We start from the raw sequence: 18,821 nt of genomic DNA on the forward strand, positions 1-18,821 counted from the left end.
TCACCAGACCACTCATTGATGCCATGCACACAGCTTAAGCAAACTTAAACCATGTGCATGAATTGAAACTTATAGATACCGTTTAATTATGCATCCTCCCTACAATCGCAGCAGCGCGCGCATCGTAGTCTTTTTTATGGCAACTACCACAACTGTCTTTAGCGATATTCCAAGGCTGCACAAATTGCTTCTCCTTCGTATTCGTCGCCTCATTCGCCTCTGAGTAGTTTCTAATGTCGTCAGACGGGAATGCTAAGTTAATGCGGAAAAGGTGTTTACTCGATGGCATATGGCAAGTAGTACAATCAATCTCAGCATGCATCTCTAGATCAGCACTGAACATCTTATTAGCGTGACAATTGGTGCAGCTAGTGATGAGTGCATCCTCGTGGCCCGGCTGATCCCTATTATTCATAGAGGCATGCGGGTTGTGGCAGGTATAACACGCCATATTGCGCTTTTTACCTGTTGGCTCTCCCGTATTAGCATCTAAGCCCAGTAGCGCATCTCCGGCAAAACGACCACCATCGAAGTAATTGATGGCACGCCCACCAATAGTGTCCTCACAGCTAGCGTTATCACCACAAAAGTCTCGGTTATGCTCGCTAACAAAGTCGTTAACAAAGAATCGGTTCGTCTGCTTGGTATGACATTCTGAGCACTTAATTGCCAAACCATAGCCCATATCAGGTTGACGTAAATCTGCTGCTAAACGCCCTTTAGCTGCCAATACGATATCATCTCGAGATTGACTCTTGATATGTTGCCCACCCGCACCATGACAAGCTTCGCACTGGATCCCTGCTTGATTAAATGTCCCACCAAAGCCTTTCATGCCGTCTTGACGGTTGGGGTTTAGATCTGAATCAGGCGTGAAGTCTTTCCATCCGGTAGAGTGACAAAGACCACAATCAAATTCCTTAGGCGTTGTTAACGGACCCGATGAAAAACCCTGCATATGCTTTTCTGAAATCGCTTCACCGTTTTGCGGCATGGATACCGCAACATGCTTACCGGTTAGGATATAGCCATCTTTGTCGATAAAGTTTGCCCAAGCATCGTAGCCACCGATCACATAACTGATGTCACTCCAAGTCCACTCAAAATCACTAGGGTTAGCAGTATTATTAGTGCTATTTGCCACACCATTGAATAGCTCAACCGAGCCTTCTAGGTTTGTAAATGGCATCTCTGGCGCCTTACCATCAACCACTTTGTTTAGTTTGAAATTATGCCCGGTTTCGAAAAAGCTTTGCTTATCTTCATGGCAACCAATACAAGTTTGAGAGCCAACAAATTCCACCGCATGCGCTTGTACCGTAATGGTCACGGTAGCCGTAGCTTTAGCACCATGGGTATCGACAATCGTATAATCAATTATGCTTGTGCCTACATTTTTACCGGTAAAGACAATATTGTTACCGGACTGAGTCACTTCATCATCGCCTTGGGTGAGAACAAAGTCATATAGTGTTAGCGCATCGTTGTCTGCATCAGTGTCGTTAGCCAATACATCAATATGTACAGGGGTATTTACCCAAGCCATTGTGGTATCAGCAACAGCAACCGGCGCAGAATTGTCTAACGACGGCACTGAGTTTGAGTCATCGCTACCACAAGCTGTTAATGTCAGCCCGACCAGCAGTATTGCAGCTCCCGTTTTGAACCTTTTCATATCATTCCTCATTTTTATAAATATCTTCACGCAGGAGACCAATGTCATGCCTCCAAAACGCTGCCAATTAAGCCTAAAACCTCAATGACCACGCGCATTCAACAGCATACTTTCAGTAGCCTGTAGCAACGGGTCTCGCTCACCAAGTAAGTTATTGATTAGTTGCGGTTAACTATTTAAAAGACCTTCCAATTGCATTTTTGTTATCGATTGAAAGCTTATGTTTCAGCAGCAAAATATTTACCAATGAAAACTAACCTTCTAGAAAGACTCTTTCCAGAAAGATACTAGATAGCCTTTAGCTTTCCAGCAAGGTATATTGTGCGCAAAATCTTGATTTTGAGAGGTAACGCAAGTGGAAAAGAGTATGGAAGAAGTGCTGCAACAGAATGCGGCAAACTGGCCTGAGTGTGCAAAAACTTCCTACCCCGCTTTATTGCGACTGACTCAGGTAAATAACATTTTTATCCAACTTATCACTGAGTGCGTTGGCCATTATCAATTGCAGCCCATTGACTTCAACTTACTTAGTTGCCTTCGTCGTCAACCTGCCCCCCACATACTCTCGCCTACAGAGCTGTATCAAAGTTTGCTATTTAGCTCAGGGGGATTGACTAAAGTGCTGGTCCGCTTACAAGAGTCGGGATTAATTGAACGCTGTGATAACTATGAAGATAAGCGCAGCAAGTTAGTCGTGCTGTCAGCTAAAGGTAAAGACTTGGTCGAAGAGGTTATGCCCGAACTACATAGGCAAGAGCAGAAGATGCTATCAGCATTAAGCTGTCATGAATTGGATCAATTAGACGATATGATGCGCCGAATTACACAAAAAATGAACAGCGACAACGATCAATATCCTAAGCGGATGCAATTTCAAGGGCGATATTAGCGAACTCTTTGTTAAACAGCTTAGCTCGATGTATAACGCATTCACTCAGCTGGATGCGAGCCAGAGCCAAAAACTGACCCAGCTACACGTCACAGACAAAAACTCACTGCTAGAGATGTGAGTCACAATGTGAAACTAAGAGCCCTTTGGGCAACAGGTAATCCACTGACAGAACTGAATATCCGTTTAATGATTATGAAGTCGATGAAGGTGTAAAGCTCAACGAGTAACTTAACGACTCTCGAATTATTTATATGCAGTTTTGAGTAGAGAGTACTCGTATAAAATGTCCGGCACTTATTCAAAGTCCCGGACATTTTCGCTAGCCGATAACCAACTAACGCTTAAAAGAAAGACCCCACATTAGTAGCTTGCTACCATCGGTGTAGTCATCGGTCGCGGTGGCAGAAATACGAATACGCTCGGCATAGACTGTACGCGGTAAATTAAACTCCTGTCTTTGATAAGTTGGTGCATAAATCGGCGCAAACTCAAAGTTTCCTACTGTTTGCCACTCACCATTTTTCCAAATATCAAAGTTAAAGGTACGCAGTCTTGTGCCTTCACCATTGTTAAACGAACCTAAGCGGAACGTTTTCATCGGCATAGGCTTTTCAAAATCGATATAAAAAGAGATTGGCAAGTTAGCATCACGTACATCAGCCTGCAGCAACATGCCCTTGCTGGTGTCGAAATACTCATCATTGGTAAAATGAGGTTCAAGATTATCAGAGTCAACTAAGAAGGTTGAGTTCAAGCTGTTATGAGTGTTATTACCACCTGACTGAAATACATCATCAGCATAATAGGCAATAATATTTTCAAACTGAGGCACGTCTTTAGTCAATAAATCACTATAGAGTGAAAAGTCACCTTTTTCACCATCCGCACCAAACCACACGCCCTCCCAATACTTGCCGTTGATGTTACCAAAATACCAATTACGGGTTTCACCTTGATGGATCTCAAACTGAAATCTTGGCTTATCACCAGAACCTATATACTGGCTATTAGTGTTTTCTACTTCTCCAGAAATAACCGACCCCGTATCAGTCGTACCAATAATAGTGTTCCCTGATAGATCGATATTTAATTTGATCTGTTTCTGGAAGTCGGTAACACCATCCAATGCCTCATCATAATGCAGATAGACCGACTCGTTAGCTGAATAGACAAAAGGAGAAATAAAACACAATGTTGAAAGTAAGAGCTTTTTCATAAGTAATAACCTTAAACGGGAAATCAGTTGATGTGATGTTTGTTTTTATTAATTTTCATATAAAATCAGGCCAGCAACGTAAACAGTGGCAAGCCTTACTTAAGGCGACTGTTTTCGATAAAAATAAAAAATGATATAGACAAAATACTGAGTCACTTGAGGAGCTATTAGCCTTCTGCGGTAATCTCGCTAAAGATACGCGATCAAGGTTATCTCGCCATACAACAAAACACCTTCCTAACACATACTTATTCATCAATAGCTACTACATTAAAAACTAAATAATGTGAAGCAACCTTATAACACAAAGAAAAACCTGTTAAAAATACGTTAAAAAACCTTCCGGCAGATTAATAACTAATCAGTCAAACCAATTTCAATTGAATTTTTAGTCACATTTAACGCATAAGTATTGATTTAACTTTATATGAGCTTATAGTCAATCCCAGTTGAGTATTTTGATTAAGAGAGTGGAAAATGAAGAAGTCAGTATTGGTTGTAGCAAGCTTAGGTTTAACAGGCACATTAATGTTATCTGGCTGCGGTAAGAGTGATGATGTACTTGTAGTGGGCACCAATGCGTCATTCCCACCTTTTGAATATGTGGGTGGCGTTAGTGGCGATGAGATTATGGGCTTCGATATCGATTTAGCTCAGCAGATCGCGAAGGATGCAGGCAAAACCCTAAAAGTTGAAAACATGAATTTTGACTCGCTTATCGTAGCGCTCAATGCTGGTAAGGTCGACTTTATCGCCTCGGGCATGACCATCACTCCAGAGCGTCAGGCTAGCGTTAACTTTTCTGAGCCTTACTATGAAGCCACCCAGATGGTACTCGTCAATAAAGACAATAACAGCATCAACAGCCTAGATGATCTTAAGGATAAGCATATCGCAGTGCAACTAGGCTCTACTGGCGACATTATGGCTAAGGGCTACAGCCAACAAGTGACCGCCTTCAACTCAGGCTTCGAAGCCGTGATGGAGCTAAAAAATGCCAAGGTTGACCTGGTGTTGTTTGACAGTGAACCTGCCATCAGCTTTTTAGAGAAGAATCCACAGCTAAAAATGGTTGAGCTGGATTTTTCACCCGAGTTTTACGGCTTTGCAGTGGCTAAAGACAAAGCTGAGCTGCTAAACAGCATTAACAGCAGCTTAAGCATCATGAAGCAAAACGGTGGCTATGACGCCCTCGTTAACAAGCACATGAAGTGAGTAGAGCATGATTGATGCAATTAATACTTCACTGTTTACCCCAATAGGCGAAGATGGCTTAATCGGAATTTATCTTATTCTGAATGGCCTTAAAGTCACTTTGATTGTGACCTTCTTCGCAATGATAATCGGTTCAATTCTCGGTGTGGCAACCACCTTGATGAAGATGTCATCGAAATGGTATCTACGTTGGCCAGCCAGTTTTTATGTCAGCGTGATCCGTGGTACGCCAGTGGTTGTGCAGTTAGTGATCCTTTACTTTATTGTGCTAGCGGCACTGGACGTGGATAAGATCACTGCAGCCGTTATCGCCTTCGGTCTTAATAGCGGCGCCTATATCTCTGAGATCATTAGAGCCGGTATTCAAGCCGTCGATAAAGGGCAAATGGAAGCGGCACGTTCATTAGGCTTATCGCAAGCAGCGACCATGAAAGAGGTGATCCTGCCTCAGGCGATTAAAAACATTCTGCCCTCACTAGGTAACGAGTTTATTGTGTTACTTAAAGAAACTGCGGTAATTGGCTTTATTGGTGGCGTGGACTTAATGCGTGCAGGTGAAATTATCCGTAGCCGTACCTTTGAAGACAGTGTGCCGCTATTTACCTGCGCACTTATCTACCTGTTACTGACGTATATTTTTACCTTTATGCTATCTAGATTTGAAACGAGGTTAAAGCAAAGTGATTAAAATTAATGGTTTACATAAGAGCTTTGGCGATAACCAAGTGCTAAAAGGGATAGATGAGCAGATTAACCATGGCGAGGTTGTCAGTGTGATCGGCCCGTCAGGTAGCGGTAAGAGTACCTTCTTACGCTGCATCAACTTACTAGAGCTGCCAACTCAAGGCGAAATTTTTATCGATGGTCAATCGATTACCGCTGCGGGCGCTTGTATCGATAAGCTAAGACAAAAAGTGGGTATGGTGTTTCAAAACTTTAATCTGTTTCCCCATAAGACGGTTAAGCAAAACATCACCCTTGCACCTGTAAAACTAAAGCTGATGACACAAGCACAAGCCGACATTGAAGCCGAGTCTCTACTTGAGCAGGTTGGCCTAAAAGATAAGGCCGATGCGTATCCATCGAGCCTATCGGGTGGACAAAAACAGCGGGTAGCAATTGCCCGTGCACTCGCAATGAAACCTGAATTGATGCTGTTTGATGAACCCACCTCAGCGCTCGATCCTGAAATGGTCGGTGATGTACTCGATGTGATGAAGTCGCTCGCCCAGAAAGGCATGACCATGGTGATTGTCACCCACGAGATGGGCTTTGCCCGCGATGTCTCAGACAGAGTTATCTTTATGGATGGCGGCTTTATCGTTGAGCAGAATGAACCAGAAGCCCTGTTCAGCAATCCTAAAGAAGCCAGAACTCAGGCGTTTTTAAGTAAAGTATTGAGATAAGCTCAATCAACCCAACTATTTATAGACTCGTTTAGCACTAACGTTGAGCAGCGCTATAACCAAAGAGCCTCACAAAGGCTCGTCGTTTGCATAAACCCCGATATAAAAAAGACAGTTTTCGCTGTCTTTTTAGTTTAATTATCGGTAATTAAACTCATTGTTAACTCAAATTACTGATTAAGATCGAAACTCAGTCGCATATAATTCGTTTCATAATCAAGTACGCTCAATTGACCATCTGCCATGCGGCTTCGTTCAGCCAACAGTTTACGCCACTCACTTAGTGGCTTTTCTGAGCCGTAGCCTCTAACACCAATCTGTAGTCTTGGATAATTTAGCGAATCAAATTTTGCATCTAAATCCGCTGGCAATTTGATATCTGGCATGCTGCCTGATACGCCCCCCCAAATAATCCATTCAGCATCCCCATTATCAATATCTCCAGACAAACTCATGTGAGTCAACGCGATATCAGTACTTACGTTGCTAAAATCATATTGGTATGGCGCCTGGCCAGTTGAGATCTCACTGAATAATGAGTAGACCGCATCAGAAAAGCCGTTAGCCGGATCCCAAAGCATTATCGGAGAAGTCTTGCCCTCTGATGTGACTAGATGTCGTGCAGAGCTATAACTATTGGCGGTAACATTACCAATGTATTCTTGACCCATTCTCGCTGGCCAAACATAGCTACTATTAGTTAATGTTGGGTAAACAAATACCGGATCGTTTTGACTATAATTGGTCCAACCTTCAAATGAGCGGGCATATAAGATCCGTGCATCATAAGGATTAACATAGTCAACCACTACGCCCTGCTGGGTAAAGTCACTCATATTCAATGTATATTGAGTTTTATCGGTCAAATCAATACTGCCACCTAGGCTACTTTGGCCATCGGCAGCAATTAACTGCACATCTATTGGCCCAACACCATCACACCACTCAATTAAGGGGGAACGAGTAAATGGCGTTAACTCATAGCTGCTGCCTCCCAAATACAGCAAACTGTCTGGCGCATCCTCGATAAGCGACTGCACCGGAAACTCGACTTGTTTACAGTTACAACCTTCATCATTGTTGTCATCACGAAAATAGGTAATGCCTAAATCGCCTGCTTCAACATTAACATTAGAAATAACCTTGAGTGTTGGCAGGTCTTTGTAATAGTACTGGTTGTCCGCGGTTAACGTGATATGTTTAGCGTTACTCGGCCAGTCTGCAGTGAGCGCGCCATCGGCATCTGTTACGTACTCAGCAATAATGTCACCCGTATTATTGTGCACAAATACTTTGACGCCAGACTTAGGCTGTTCTATTCCACATTGATTGTCCACAACTGTATTTAATGTAATTTGCGGCACATTACCGCCAGATGAGCCACCATTGCCAGTAGAGCCTGATGAATCATCACCACCTCCGCCACATGCGGTTAAAACCAATGCAGATAATGCTGTTAGCGTCCATTTTCTTGTTGTCATATCTTCTTCCTGAATATGTATAAATAAACCAAATAGTCACTTATTTAGTCTTGTTGCGTCTAAACCCGTTAAATGGCCATCAATGACCCATTAAATTTGCTTATTAGTTACTTGCTATAGTCAATAGCTATTCGTTAACAGGCTCCCTTAAGGGATTGTATAAACCCCAAGCAAAGCAGACGTTTAATTGTTACAAATGTGTGACTAAAAAACATTCAAGCTACGGTAACCTGTTATGCCTTAACTGTCTATTATTTAACCCCCCTCTACTTAAGCCTTGAAAGAATAGCCAATTAACACCAGGTCATAAGCAGCTAATCCAAAGCCTATTGCCTATGATATTGAAATGAATATCGCCACACTCGCTTGCCAATCTAGGCTCAACCATTACTCTCTATCTCCCCAGAAAAACCAAGATATTTCCTGCTGTAGTTAATGCGTTTATAAGCCAGTTATCCCTCTCTGAACTATAATAATAGGTAGCATTATTTAGCCTTTATGAGGTAACACCATGTCTATTTCAGCTCGATTGAATGACTACCTAGATGACAACAAGATCAAATTTGATCTTGTTCCCCATCCCCATAGCTCTAGCTCGCTGAGCAGTGCTATTGCCGCCAATATACCCCCGTCACAGTTAGCCAAAGCCGTCATTTTAGAGGATCATGAAGGCCGAAGAGTCATGGCTGTATTGCCAGCCAATCACAAGGTCAGTTTACGAACATTAGGCGACAAGCTAAACCGAGATCTTCGCTTGATTGAGGAGAAAGAGGTCTATGACATGTTTAGCGATTGTCACAAAGGTGCCATTCCCTCTTTAGGCGATGCTTACAACCTAGAGGCGGTTTACGACGATCTACTGGTCGAAGCTAAGGAGATCTATTTCGAGGCCGGCGATCACAACACCTTAGTGCATTTGAGTAGACAAAACTTTATCGAGCTCATAAAAGACGCTAAGCACTTACGTTTCAGCCACCAAAGTATTCATTAAGCCTGCGCATGCGCCGATAAACTTCGGTGCTGCACTCTGGCTAAAAACCAACACCTTTAAACCACTGCTTTTCCAGCAAAGCTTTTAAACCTACTTAATTTTTAATCGCTAACGCTATTAATCAATTGAAGTCTGAATAATCGCCCCCTTCTCGCCGCTATGATCCCCCACGCCAAAAAGTTAACAAGATGTAGACAAACGTTTAAATGACTGGTTAACTAACCAACATGTCTTTGTCGTATTTGATAAAAATATTTTGGGTACTTATTCGTTCACTAGTTCAGTAAGCATATGTTTTACTATCAAAATTAAGACATCCGAAATAATAAAAGTATCCATCAACAATGATTGATGGAACAACACAATAAAAAGGATCTTTTAATGCGCTTAAATAAGTTAGTGCTCGCTTTGGGGATGGCTTCGACGGTTGTTTTAACCGGTTGCGGCTATGAAGAAACTGACAAAAGTGACTCACTCTTTGTACCAGAACCCACACCTGAAGTGATCCCTCCGCTGCAAGCTTTTGCTCCCGAAGGGCAGCTTAAAGCCCAAATTCGCCGCACCGCTTATGGCGTCCCCCATATCCAAGCCGACAATCTTGAAAGCTTAGGTTTTGGCAGCGGTTATGCTCAGGCTCAAGACAACTTATGTGTGCTCGCTGATGGGTTTATCAAGGCTAACTCTGAACGCTCGATGTACTTTGGCCCTCATGCTTCTATCGATTTCACCACGGGTTTGCCAACGGCTGAAGACAACGGCAACTTAATTTCAGACTTTGCCTACAAGGCACTGAAGATCCGTGAAAAAGCTGAAGCGCAATACCCAAGCTTTAGCTACAACTCACGCGCATTAATGGAAGGTTTCAGTGCTGGTTACAACCAATTTCTAGCCGACGTAGAAGCAGGGACCCAAACTGGCGAGCCATTTTGTTCAGGCCAGCCTTGGGTTAAACCTATTGATGGCGTAGATGTGGCCAACTACCTATTTTCTATCGCCTTGCTACCGGGTGCGGCTAACTTCCTTGACCTGATTTTTTACGCCAACCCCGGTGATGGTCAAGAGTACCTTCCGCGCATCGTCGGCCCAGCGCCAACTCAAGCGCAAACAGCTTTTATTCAGGACGTGAATAGCAAGTTTATTGCTTATCAAAACGCTATTAAGACACCAGAAACTAACCCTAGAGATCTCGGTTCAAATGGTTGGGGCTTAGGTAAAGATAAGACTGAAAACGGCAAAGGCATGGTGCTGGGTAATCCGCACTTCCCCCATACAGGTAACTTGCGTTTTTGGCAATCACACTTAACCATTCCTGGTCATATTGATGTCATGGGAGGCTCTTTAGTCGGTATGCCAGCAGCCATTAACATTGGCTTTAACAAAGATGTGGCGTGGACGCATACCTTCTCAACCGCTGAACACTTTGTATTGTACAATCTTGAGCTCGTTAGCGGCGATCGCATGCAATACCTGTTTGATGGTGAGGCAATGCCCATCACTAAAGAAACAGTACAGATCTTAGTCAATGGCGGCCCTGCGGGCATGTTGGTGGCAGAAAAAGATATCTACACCACACCAAAAGGCCCTATTGCAGAAGCTCCGGCTAACCAAGCGCCATTTGGTTGGGATGATGGCCAAGCCTTTATGCTGCAAGATGCCAACATGGCTAACAAAGATCCAATCGATCATTGGTTAGCCATGAACCGCGCAACCAACAAAGATGAGTTCCAGCAGGCCTTTAAAGATTACGATGGCGTGATTTTTAATAACACCATGTATGCCGATAAAGACGGTAACACTTTCTATATTGATGACTCGACCGTTCCGGGCTTATCTGGGATCGCCATTAGCCTATTAAAATCAAACCCCGATATTATTGCCGCACGACAGCAAGCTGGGTTTACGATTTTACCGGGCAATGCCTCTATGTTTGCCTTTGACAAGCCAATGGCCTACGAGCACGCCCCTAAGCTTGAGCGTAGTGACTTTGTGCAAAACTCCAACAACTCATTTTGGTCAACCAACCTGGAAGCGCCGCTTGAAGGTTACTCTGCAATGTACGGCCCTGAACGTGGGCAACAGTCTCTACGTACCCGTATGGCGCTTAAGCTTATGAACGAGGCTGCAGGTGAAGACGGTAAATTTAATATCGACGAGCTAGAAGCTGCTGCACTGGCTAATAACATCTATCTTGATAGCTTGGTATTTACTGACTTAATTGCTCAGTGTGAAGCTCAAGGTAGCGATCCAGTGGTGGTCAGCCCGACTCAATCTAAAGATATCAGTGCTGCCTGCGCAGCGTTAAAGCAATGGAACGGTAAGCAAGATAACGACAGCATTGCTGGTGCACTTGTACGTGAGTTTGCCCACCAGTTTGATCAAGCAAGTATGTTGACTGTCCCATTTGATGCCAATAATGCCGCCACTACGCCAAATAGCTTAGCCACAGATGGCAGTGCATTAGTGGCGCTAGCCAAAGCAGCGTTAAACGTAGAAGCTGCAGGTTTTGATGTTGATGCCGCAATGGGCACTGTGCAATTTGTTGAAAAGTCATTACCCGATGGCACACCATCAGGCACCAAGCTACCTTGGCCCGGTACCCATAATGCAGAAGGCGGATTTAATGTATTCTCAACCCGTTTATCGGGTGACGATACGTTAGTACCTCAGCATGAGTATGCCGCGGTGATGGACGCCGTTACCGGCAAACCACTCGCATCGGGTCTATCTGAGCAAGGCTATGCAATTCGTTATGGGTCAAGCTGGATGATGGCGGTGAGCTTTACCGATCAAGGCCCAGTGGCTAAAGGCATCTTAACGTACTCGCAATCGAGCAATATTATGAGCCCGCAGTTTAATGACCAAAGTGAACTTTACTCAAACAGTAAGCAATTCCGTCCTTTCTTGTTTAATGAAAGCGATATTGCCGCTGCAGTTGAGTCAACGATTGAGCTAAGCGCGCAGAAGTAATAACACGCAAAGTCAGCACTCTGTAACAAGCTAAATACAGACTTTCGTCGCGATACAGAGGGGATAAACTGAGGTTTATCCCCTTTTACTAGGTAAAGCATCACCGTCTAAAACAATAGCGCTACAGCTCAGTCCTTGTCCTACAAGCGCTAGCCTCTTCTTTCATTCCCATATACAACACAGAGTCATCCTTGTTGTTCGCTATTCAATTGAATGCTTAATTTTCAATAACTTAATTACACTCCAAAACTTGCTGAAACACATATTCAAGTGCATGATTTGCTCAAGTGTAGTGAGAACACTTTGGCAATAAAGAATATGCGACAAGGAGTGCACCATGCATCTTCAGCTCTGGATTAGCCCAGTATTAGTAACTATTGGCTTGCTGTTTTTATCGGTAAATACTCAAGCAACTACCAAAACGACTACAGCTATCGATAAGCCTGCCACCACGATTAACTTAAATAAGTATCTTGGTGGTTCCCAGGGAAAACTCAAAGAAAAATCGGCTCTTATCTTTAAATTTGGTAATGGCAGCGCTAACAATACCTGCAGTATTATCACTACAGATAATTACCTTAGACACGCTAAAAATCGCTTAGAGAATATCAATCTAAGTGAGTCTAATTTTTACTTTGATTGTTTATGGAATGGCACTTATTACTTTTTGTCGAATCGCGTTCGGACCTATGCTGAAGTGATCATCAAACAACCCGATAGCCAATTTCCAATGTCGATGCACATCGAAGCTAAACTGGTCAGCCTGACGGGAGAGCAAGCTAACATCATCAGTGGCGATATCTCATTAAGAAACACCCTCAATTAGTCTCTAACCAATACCTTGATCAGCGATAAAATCACAACTAACTCGCTCAAGACATCTATTAGCCATAATTAATAACTAGCTAATTAACAAACTAATAAATAAGACTTTTATAAAATTGCACGAGCCAAAACCTGTCGATTTACCTGCAAAACATGCATGCATCACACTCAACTTGGCGCCTAAATGTGACTCCAATACCAATAACTCATTAAGCCAATCTACTTTACTTGGCCGCTATGCAATATTAGCGCGCCGTAGATCTAGACCTAAAAAATAAAACGCTTATAACCCAATGTATAAACCTGATTTTTAATAGGGTTTATCACTTTGTTTTATAAAGCGATAGGCGGCCTCATACCTAAAAAACTGAGGAGACTGCGCGCACTTTAACATTACTTTTTGACTAATTTTAAGTGTAGAAAACATGAAAGACATGACGAGTAACATACTGCTTATTTCGGGCCATCCCGATCTCAGTCGCTCCGTTGCTAACACCGAAATTCTTAAACGGCTCGATACAACAAGCCTGTTTACGATCCATAAACTCGATGAGGCCTGCCCCAGCTATCAGATTAACATCCAAGCTGAACAAGCATTACTGAGCCAAGCCGATATTATCGTGTTCCAGTTTCCCCTTTACTGGTCCACCTACCCCGCTTTAATGAAGCTTTGGTTTGATGAAGTATTTACCTACAACTTCGCCTTCGGCCCTGAAGGAGACAAGCTAAAACACAAGAAAGTGATTCTATCTATCACCTGTGGCGCAACCGCGAGCTCCTATCAGCCAGGAGAGTTTAACTTCTTGCCTCTAGAGCAGTATTTACAAGCCGCTGTGCACCCTATCAAAGCTGCACAAATGGAGATTGTCGATACGGTTATCACCTTTGAAATGAATTCAACATCTGATGAGGGTGGCGATCAAAATACCGTTATGCAATTGGCTCAACAACATGTTGAGCGCTTAACCAACGTAATCAACCAACTGAATTAATCATAAATAGGTCCTCTTATAATGTTGCAATCTCTATTAGGCATCACAGCCCTGTTAGTTGTGGGTTATCTTTTTTGTAATGCTAAAAAACAAGTCAACTGGCGTACAGTCGGTGGCGCACTCATTATTCAGCTCGCCATTGCAGGCTTTGTATTAGCCACCAGCTTTGGCGCTAACGTATTATTAGCCGTTTCAAATGGCGTCGCCAACGTGCTTGGCTTTGCAGCTAAAGGCATTAGTTTCGTATTCGGCAACTTAGTCACCTTCCAGGTTGAAAACTTAGGCTTTATCTTTGCTTTCCAGGTATTGCCAGCCATTATCTTCACCGCATCATTAGTCAGCTTGCTGCACTACATGGGCATCATGACCTTTGTTGTTAAGGTACTCGGCGGCGGACTGCAAAAGGCTATTGGCTCTTCCAAGGCTGAATCAATGAACGCTATCGCCAACACAGTATGCGGCCAAACTGAAGCGCCTCTATTTGTTAAACCTTGGCACCCTCACCTAACCAAATCAGAAATTTTTGCCATCATGGTCGGTGGTTTAGCCTCCATTGCAGGCTCTGTATTAGCAGGTCTTGCAGGCATGGGCGTCGAAGTTCGCTACTTAGTTATGGCGTGCTTTATGAGTGCGCCAGCGGGTCTGTTATTTGCAAAGTTGATGATCCCTGAAACAGAGCAGCCAGTGAATGATGTCCCAGCTCTGCCTGATAATGAAAAGCCATCTAATTTTATCGATGCGATTGCTAAAGGCGCCATTGCCGGTATGCAAATTGCCGCGGTAGTGGGCGCAATTTTGATTGCCTGTATCGGCTTAATGGCCATGCTAAACAGCATGATTGGCTGGGCTGGCGGACTATTTGGCTTTAAAGACGTAACACTTGAACTATTGATGGGTTACGCATTTTCACCCATCGCTTGGTTAATTGGTGTACCTTGGGCTGAAGCCAATGTTGCCGGTAACTTTATTGCGCAAAAACTCGTACTAAACGAGTTTGTGGCCTACGCAGGTTTTGCGCCTTATATATCTGGTGAAACTGTGGTTGCCGCAACAGGTGAAGTGATGTCACCGAAATCGGTGGCGATTATTACCGTGGCTCTATGTGGTTTCGCTAACATCGGCTCTGTGTCTATGGTGGTTGCAGCGCTCAGCACTATGATCCCAAATAAGTCTAGCTACATTGCGTCTGTCGGTATGAAAGTGCTACTAGCAGCGACGCTGGCAAACCTATTATCAGCAACCGTTGTGGGTCTGTTTATGTCTTTTTAAAATCACCTTTTCATTCAATCTCAACACTCAAGATTGAATGAAATAACAGATGGCAACCGGAGCGATTGCGGTTGCCATACTCTTCTCTTCAGCAAATCTACCTCTACTTACCTCAATCCCCTGCTGTTTTTTAGATAAAATTCTCTTAATCTTTGTAAGTATTTAAAGCTGCTTGTTTGTTAAATGTTGTTAACTGATAGTTATTTAAGCTATTGATTAGCTAATCAATTATTAGTGATACGCAGGATGTGAACCTTAGGCTAGGATGCGCGTCAAATACGTAAAGACGTATCCTTACATTAGGAATTGAAACATGACTCCGCAAGAACAAGAACTAATCCAAAACGTAGCCAATAAATTAAAGGCTAGCCCAAACAAGCCAAAAGATGCAGAAGCTGAAAGCCTAATCGGCCAAGAGATCGCATCTCAAGAAGATATCGTTTACAAGCTAACTCAAGCGGTCATCGTGCAAGAGATGGCGCTTAAAGATATGAAGTCAAAAAATGACTTCTTAGAATCACAAGTTGAGCACTTCAGAAAAGAATCAGAGCGCGGCACATTAAGCCGTATGATGGGCGGTACTAACCCAGCGCCAGTGCAGCCTCAACCTGTACGTCAGCCAAGTGCTTTTGGTAGCTTTATGCAAACTGCAGCCGGTGTTGCAGCGGGTATGGTTGCCGGTAACCTTATTAGCAATGCACTATTTGGTGGTGAAGATACTGCAACTGCAGAAGCAACGCCAGAAGTTGCTCCTGAAGCTGCTGCAGAAACTGAAGCGCCAACAGAAACTGCAGCTGCTGATACCGCTGCGCCAGAAGAAGCTGGTTCTAGCTTCTTAGATGACAACTCAGGTTTCGCTTCTGAGTATGCGAGTGAAGACACCTTTGCTAACACCGGTTTTGGTGGTGATGAAAGCTTTGGCGGCTTTGATGACGGCGGTTTCGGTGATTTTGGTGGCGATGACGAAGATTTTTAATCTCGCTTAATCACAGCTAGCATCATAGCTAGCATCATAGCTAAAAGCGCAAAAGATAATGGCGGCTGAACTCAAGGTTCAGCCGCCATTTCTATTTGAGTCTCACTCTCTTCTCAATTCTGTTTCTATTCCCTGTAATTAATCTTGGCTTAAATCAGTTGTGTAACCATCTGCAACAGCCTTTTGATATTGATATCCTTTTTGTAATATTGGCAGCTATACTAGCCTCGCCAGTAACAAGCTGGTTAAAACACTAATAAAAAACTCAACAAATTGCTCTCAAGGAGAACCACTCGTGAAGAAAGCCGGGATCCTGTTGCTGTGTATGCTTATGCCAATGGCAAGCGCATTTGCAGAACAAACCAAACCGCTTTCGGTTGATGTGCTGTGGCAACTTAACCGTATAGGCAGTCCAATTATTTCACCGCAGGGCGACAAAATTATCGCGCCTGTTACCCAATATGATGTACCGGAAGATAAAGGCTCTACCCAGCTTTGGTTATTTAACAAAGACGGCGATAGCCAACAAGCATTAACCGCTAAAGGCATGCGCGCAAGCGAAGCCACTTTTTCCCCTGACGGTAAAACACTGGCTTTTATCAGCAAGCGTGACGACGATGAAGCAGGTCAAGTATACCTGCTGCCAATGAACGGCCCAGGCGAAGCACAAAAGCTTACTGATGTGCCAGGCGGCGTATATGGTATGAGGTGGGTTGGCAAACACATCTACTTTATTAGCCGTATTTTCCCAGGCAAAAACTGGGATGAAATGATTGCTCAGCTAAAAGCAGACAAAGACAATAAGGTATCGGCTCACCAATGGAACGCTCTGCCCTATTCAAGCTTTGACCACTGGATTGATGAAGACCGTGAAGCGCACGTGTTTCGTATCCCTGCTGTAGGCGGTGAAATCGAAGCTATTACTCAGCCATTAAAACAGCAGCTACCGCGTTCATCACAAAGCGCCTCAAGCTACGATATCGCGCCAAATGAGCAGTGGATTGCCTTTACTGCTAACGGCTGGGATGCCTCACTTAAAACCCGTGAAGTCGACCCAAAGATTGATATCTTCTTAGCTAAAATCGGCAGCGGTAACGCCCAAAACCTAACACCAGATAATGAAGCGCCAAACAGCAATCCGCAGTTTAGCCCTAACGGCAAAACCTTAGCCTTTACTCAGCAACTTATTCACGGTTTCTATGCTGATACATCACGTCTCGTCTTGATGGATATGAAAAAGCGTCAACCCAAAGTGATTAACGACACTTGGGATCGCTCAGTATCACGCTTTGGCTGGACTCAAGACAGCAAAGGCTTTTACGCCGCAATTGATGATGCAGCCACCAGCCGTATTTATCATATCAATGCTAACAACGGCAAAGTAAAAGCCATTACCAAAGACACTAACTTTGGTAAACCTGTGATGGCAAAAGACGGCACTATCGTTGCGACTAACGACAGCTTTTTATATCCAGCACGTCTAGTCACTATTAATCCACGCAACGGTAAAACCACCCGTTTAGATAGTTTTAATGACGACATTCTTGCTGATGTCGATATGGGCACTTACGAGTCGGTAACCTACAAAGGCTATAACGACCAAGATATACAGATGTGGGTACACTACCCACCGGGGTTCGATCGCAGTAAAAAATACCCGCTAATGATGCTGATTCACGGCGGCCCACACAGCGCGATTACCGATGGTTTCCACTACCGCTGGAACGCGCAAACCTTTGCTTCTTGGGGTTATGTCACTGCATGGCCAAATTTTCATGGTTCAAGTGGTTTTGGCCAAGAGTTTGCCGATAGCATCAACCCTGACTGGAAGAACAAATCACTTGAAGATGTATTTAAAGCAACGGATTGGTTTAAACAGCAAGAGTGGATCGACAGCGAGCGTTTAGTGGCTGGGGGCGCAAGTTACGGCGGTTATTTAACCTCGATAATCTTGGGCCAAGAGCATCCGTTTAATGCCTTGATGATCCACGCAGCGGTGTACAACATGTACTCGCAAATGGCAGCAGATTTCTCGGTCCATAGTACCCGCTTTGGTAACTACTGGGAAAAGCCTGAGATCTACAAAGCGATCTCGCCGCACTACTTTGCCGAGAATTTTAACACCCCAACTTTGGTGATCCACGGTCAGCTTGATTACCGCGTACCTGTAGGACAAGGTTTTGAGCTGTTCCGCACCTTACAAACCCGTGGCGTCGAATCTAAAATGATCTATTTTCCTGATGAGAATCACTGGATCATGAAGCCAAATAACTCTATCTATTGGTACAACCAAGTAGAAGACTGGATGACCCGCTTTGCCGAGCCTGGCGGACGTTAATCTGCGCTTGAAGTAACTAATGGCTGCCAAATGGCAGCCTTTTTATTAACCCAAATCGGTCACAAATACATTGAAGGTAAATGATTTTCATCAGGCTTACATCATCATATCGCCCAGAGTAAGGATATTCTCATGCTGTTAAGGCTTTGGTTAAAAGAATATTTTTAGTGACCAGCTTTTGGCGCTTGCCGTTTATTAAAGCCATCACTAATTTAGTGAGGCGACTTTAATTAAAATAATCTCAATAAAATCAATATCAAACATCAATTACAAGCGCATACTCATTGCCTCCCCTCCAGGCTAAACATGTCAACCTATTGGCACGCAAAGCACGGTAAACCCTATATTTTCAACAACTTATTGCGTTTATTATTTTTAGCATTATGCTACATGCCAGTCAGCACACTAGACTGACTAAAAAGACAAAGGCAAACCAGTAGAAATGCTGGGACGCAAAGCTTCCGGTCTAAGGGAATTTCCTAAGATAGCGGGGACGCCAACCATAAGTTAGCACCAATACTCTTGGCGCTAGTTTAACTGTGCTCATGCTTTGTTTGCCTTATTGAAAACTCAATAAG

14 protein-coding genes and 1 riboswitch are annotated in these 18,821 nt (G+C 43.6%); of the genes, 11 read left to right on the forward strand and 3 right to left on the reverse strand.

From position 1 onward, the window contains the following. Positions 1-82: 82 nt before the first annotated feature. Positions 83-1,675: an Ig-like domain-containing protein gene (locus ACVBIU_RS02310; RefSeq protein WP_447162954.1), complete on the reverse strand. Its 1,593-nt coding sequence runs from the start codon at positions 1,673-1,675 to the stop codon at positions 83-85. Between the two features lie 355 nt (positions 1,676-2,030). Between ACVBIU_RS02310 and ACVBIU_RS02315 the strand changes: the two genes are divergently transcribed. Then, positions 2,031-2,564, forward strand: coding sequence for a MarR family winged helix-turn-helix transcriptional regulator (locus ACVBIU_RS02315; protein WP_447159493.1), 534 nt, complete (start codon positions 2,031-2,033; stop codon positions 2,562-2,564). Between the two features lie 337 nt (positions 2,565-2,901). Here ACVBIU_RS02315 and ACVBIU_RS02320 read toward each other — a convergent pair whose 3' ends face one another. Next, positions 2,902-3,783, reverse strand: a complete 882-nt coding sequence (locus tag ACVBIU_RS02320) for a hypothetical protein (protein WP_447159492.1) — start codon at positions 3,781-3,783, stop codon at positions 2,902-2,904. A gap of 477 nt (positions 3,784-4,260) precedes the next feature. On the opposite strand from ACVBIU_RS02320, the gene ACVBIU_RS02325 reads away from it, so the two are divergent. Genes ACVBIU_RS02325 through ACVBIU_RS02335 form a run of 3 tightly spaced genes read left to right on the forward strand, consistent with a single transcriptional unit; the run spans position 4,261 to position 6,404 of the window. Next, positions 4,261-4,998: a basic amino acid ABC transporter substrate-binding protein gene (locus tag ACVBIU_RS02325; protein ID WP_447162955.1), complete on the forward strand. Its 738-nt coding sequence runs from the start codon at positions 4,261-4,263 to the stop codon at positions 4,996-4,998. A gap of 7 nt (positions 4,999-5,005) precedes the next feature. After that, a complete protein-coding gene (locus ACVBIU_RS02330; RefSeq protein ID WP_447159490.1) occupies positions 5,006-5,686 on the forward strand; it encodes an amino acid ABC transporter permease in 681 nt (226 codons plus the stop codon). Beyond that, positions 5,679-6,404: an amino acid ABC transporter ATP-binding protein gene (locus tag ACVBIU_RS02335; RefSeq protein WP_447162956.1), complete on the forward strand. Its 726-nt coding sequence runs from the start codon at positions 5,679-5,681 to the stop codon at positions 6,402-6,404. Before ACVBIU_RS02330 ends, ACVBIU_RS02335 begins: the two co-directional genes overlap by 8 nt. Positions 6,405-6,574: 170 nt before the next feature. Here ACVBIU_RS02335 and ACVBIU_RS02340 read toward each other — a convergent pair whose 3' ends face one another. Next, complete coding sequence (locus ACVBIU_RS02340) at positions 6,575-7,885, reverse strand: hypothetical protein (RefSeq protein ID WP_447159488.1); 1,311 nt, start codon at positions 7,883-7,885, stop codon at positions 6,575-6,577. A gap of 511 nt (positions 7,886-8,396) precedes the next feature. On the opposite strand from ACVBIU_RS02340, the gene ACVBIU_RS02345 reads away from it, so the two are divergent. From ACVBIU_RS02345 to ACVBIU_RS02375, 7 genes are all read left to right on the forward strand, one after another. Then, positions 8,397-8,876, forward strand: a complete 480-nt coding sequence (locus tag ACVBIU_RS02345) for an aminoacyl-tRNA deacylase (protein ID WP_447162957.1) — start codon at positions 8,397-8,399, stop codon at positions 8,874-8,876. 381 nt (positions 8,877-9,257) lie between these two features. Further along, positions 9,258-11,843: an acylase gene (locus tag ACVBIU_RS02350; protein ID WP_447162958.1), complete on the forward strand. Its 2,586-nt coding sequence runs from the start codon at positions 9,258-9,260 to the stop codon at positions 11,841-11,843. 337 nt (positions 11,844-12,180) lie between these two features. After that, the gene (locus ACVBIU_RS02355; protein WP_447159485.1) at positions 12,181-12,669 is read left to right on the forward strand and encodes a hypothetical protein; all 489 of its coding nucleotides are present in this window, start codon (positions 12,181-12,183) and stop codon (positions 12,667-12,669) included. A 424-nt stretch (positions 12,670-13,093) separates the two neighbouring features. Further along, entirely contained in the window at positions 13,094-13,660 is a 567-nt protein-coding gene (locus tag ACVBIU_RS02360) for an NAD(P)H-dependent oxidoreductase (protein WP_447162959.1), read from the forward strand. A 21-nt stretch (positions 13,661-13,681) separates the two neighbouring features. After that, positions 13,682-14,929, forward strand: a complete 1,248-nt coding sequence (locus ACVBIU_RS02365) for a NupC/NupG family nucleoside CNT transporter (protein WP_447159483.1) — start codon at positions 13,682-13,684, stop codon at positions 14,927-14,929. Positions 14,930-15,242: 313 nt separating this feature from the next. Continuing rightward, positions 15,243-15,905 (forward strand): DUF2076 domain-containing protein, encoded by a 663-nt coding sequence (locus ACVBIU_RS02370; RefSeq protein ID WP_447159482.1) that lies wholly within the window; start codon positions 15,243-15,245, stop codon positions 15,903-15,905. Positions 15,906-16,200: 295 nt separating this feature from the next. After that, positions 16,201-18,243, forward strand: a complete 2,043-nt coding sequence (locus ACVBIU_RS02375) for a prolyl oligopeptidase family serine peptidase (RefSeq protein WP_447162960.1) — start codon at positions 16,201-16,203, stop codon at positions 18,241-18,243. Positions 18,244-18,660: 417 nt separating this feature from the next. Then, positions 18,661-18,744, forward strand: a riboswitch (cyclic di-GMP riboswitch). Positions 18,745-18,821 lie beyond the last annotated feature (77 nt).

Source organism: Shewanella sp. 30m-14, assembly GCF_052977125.1.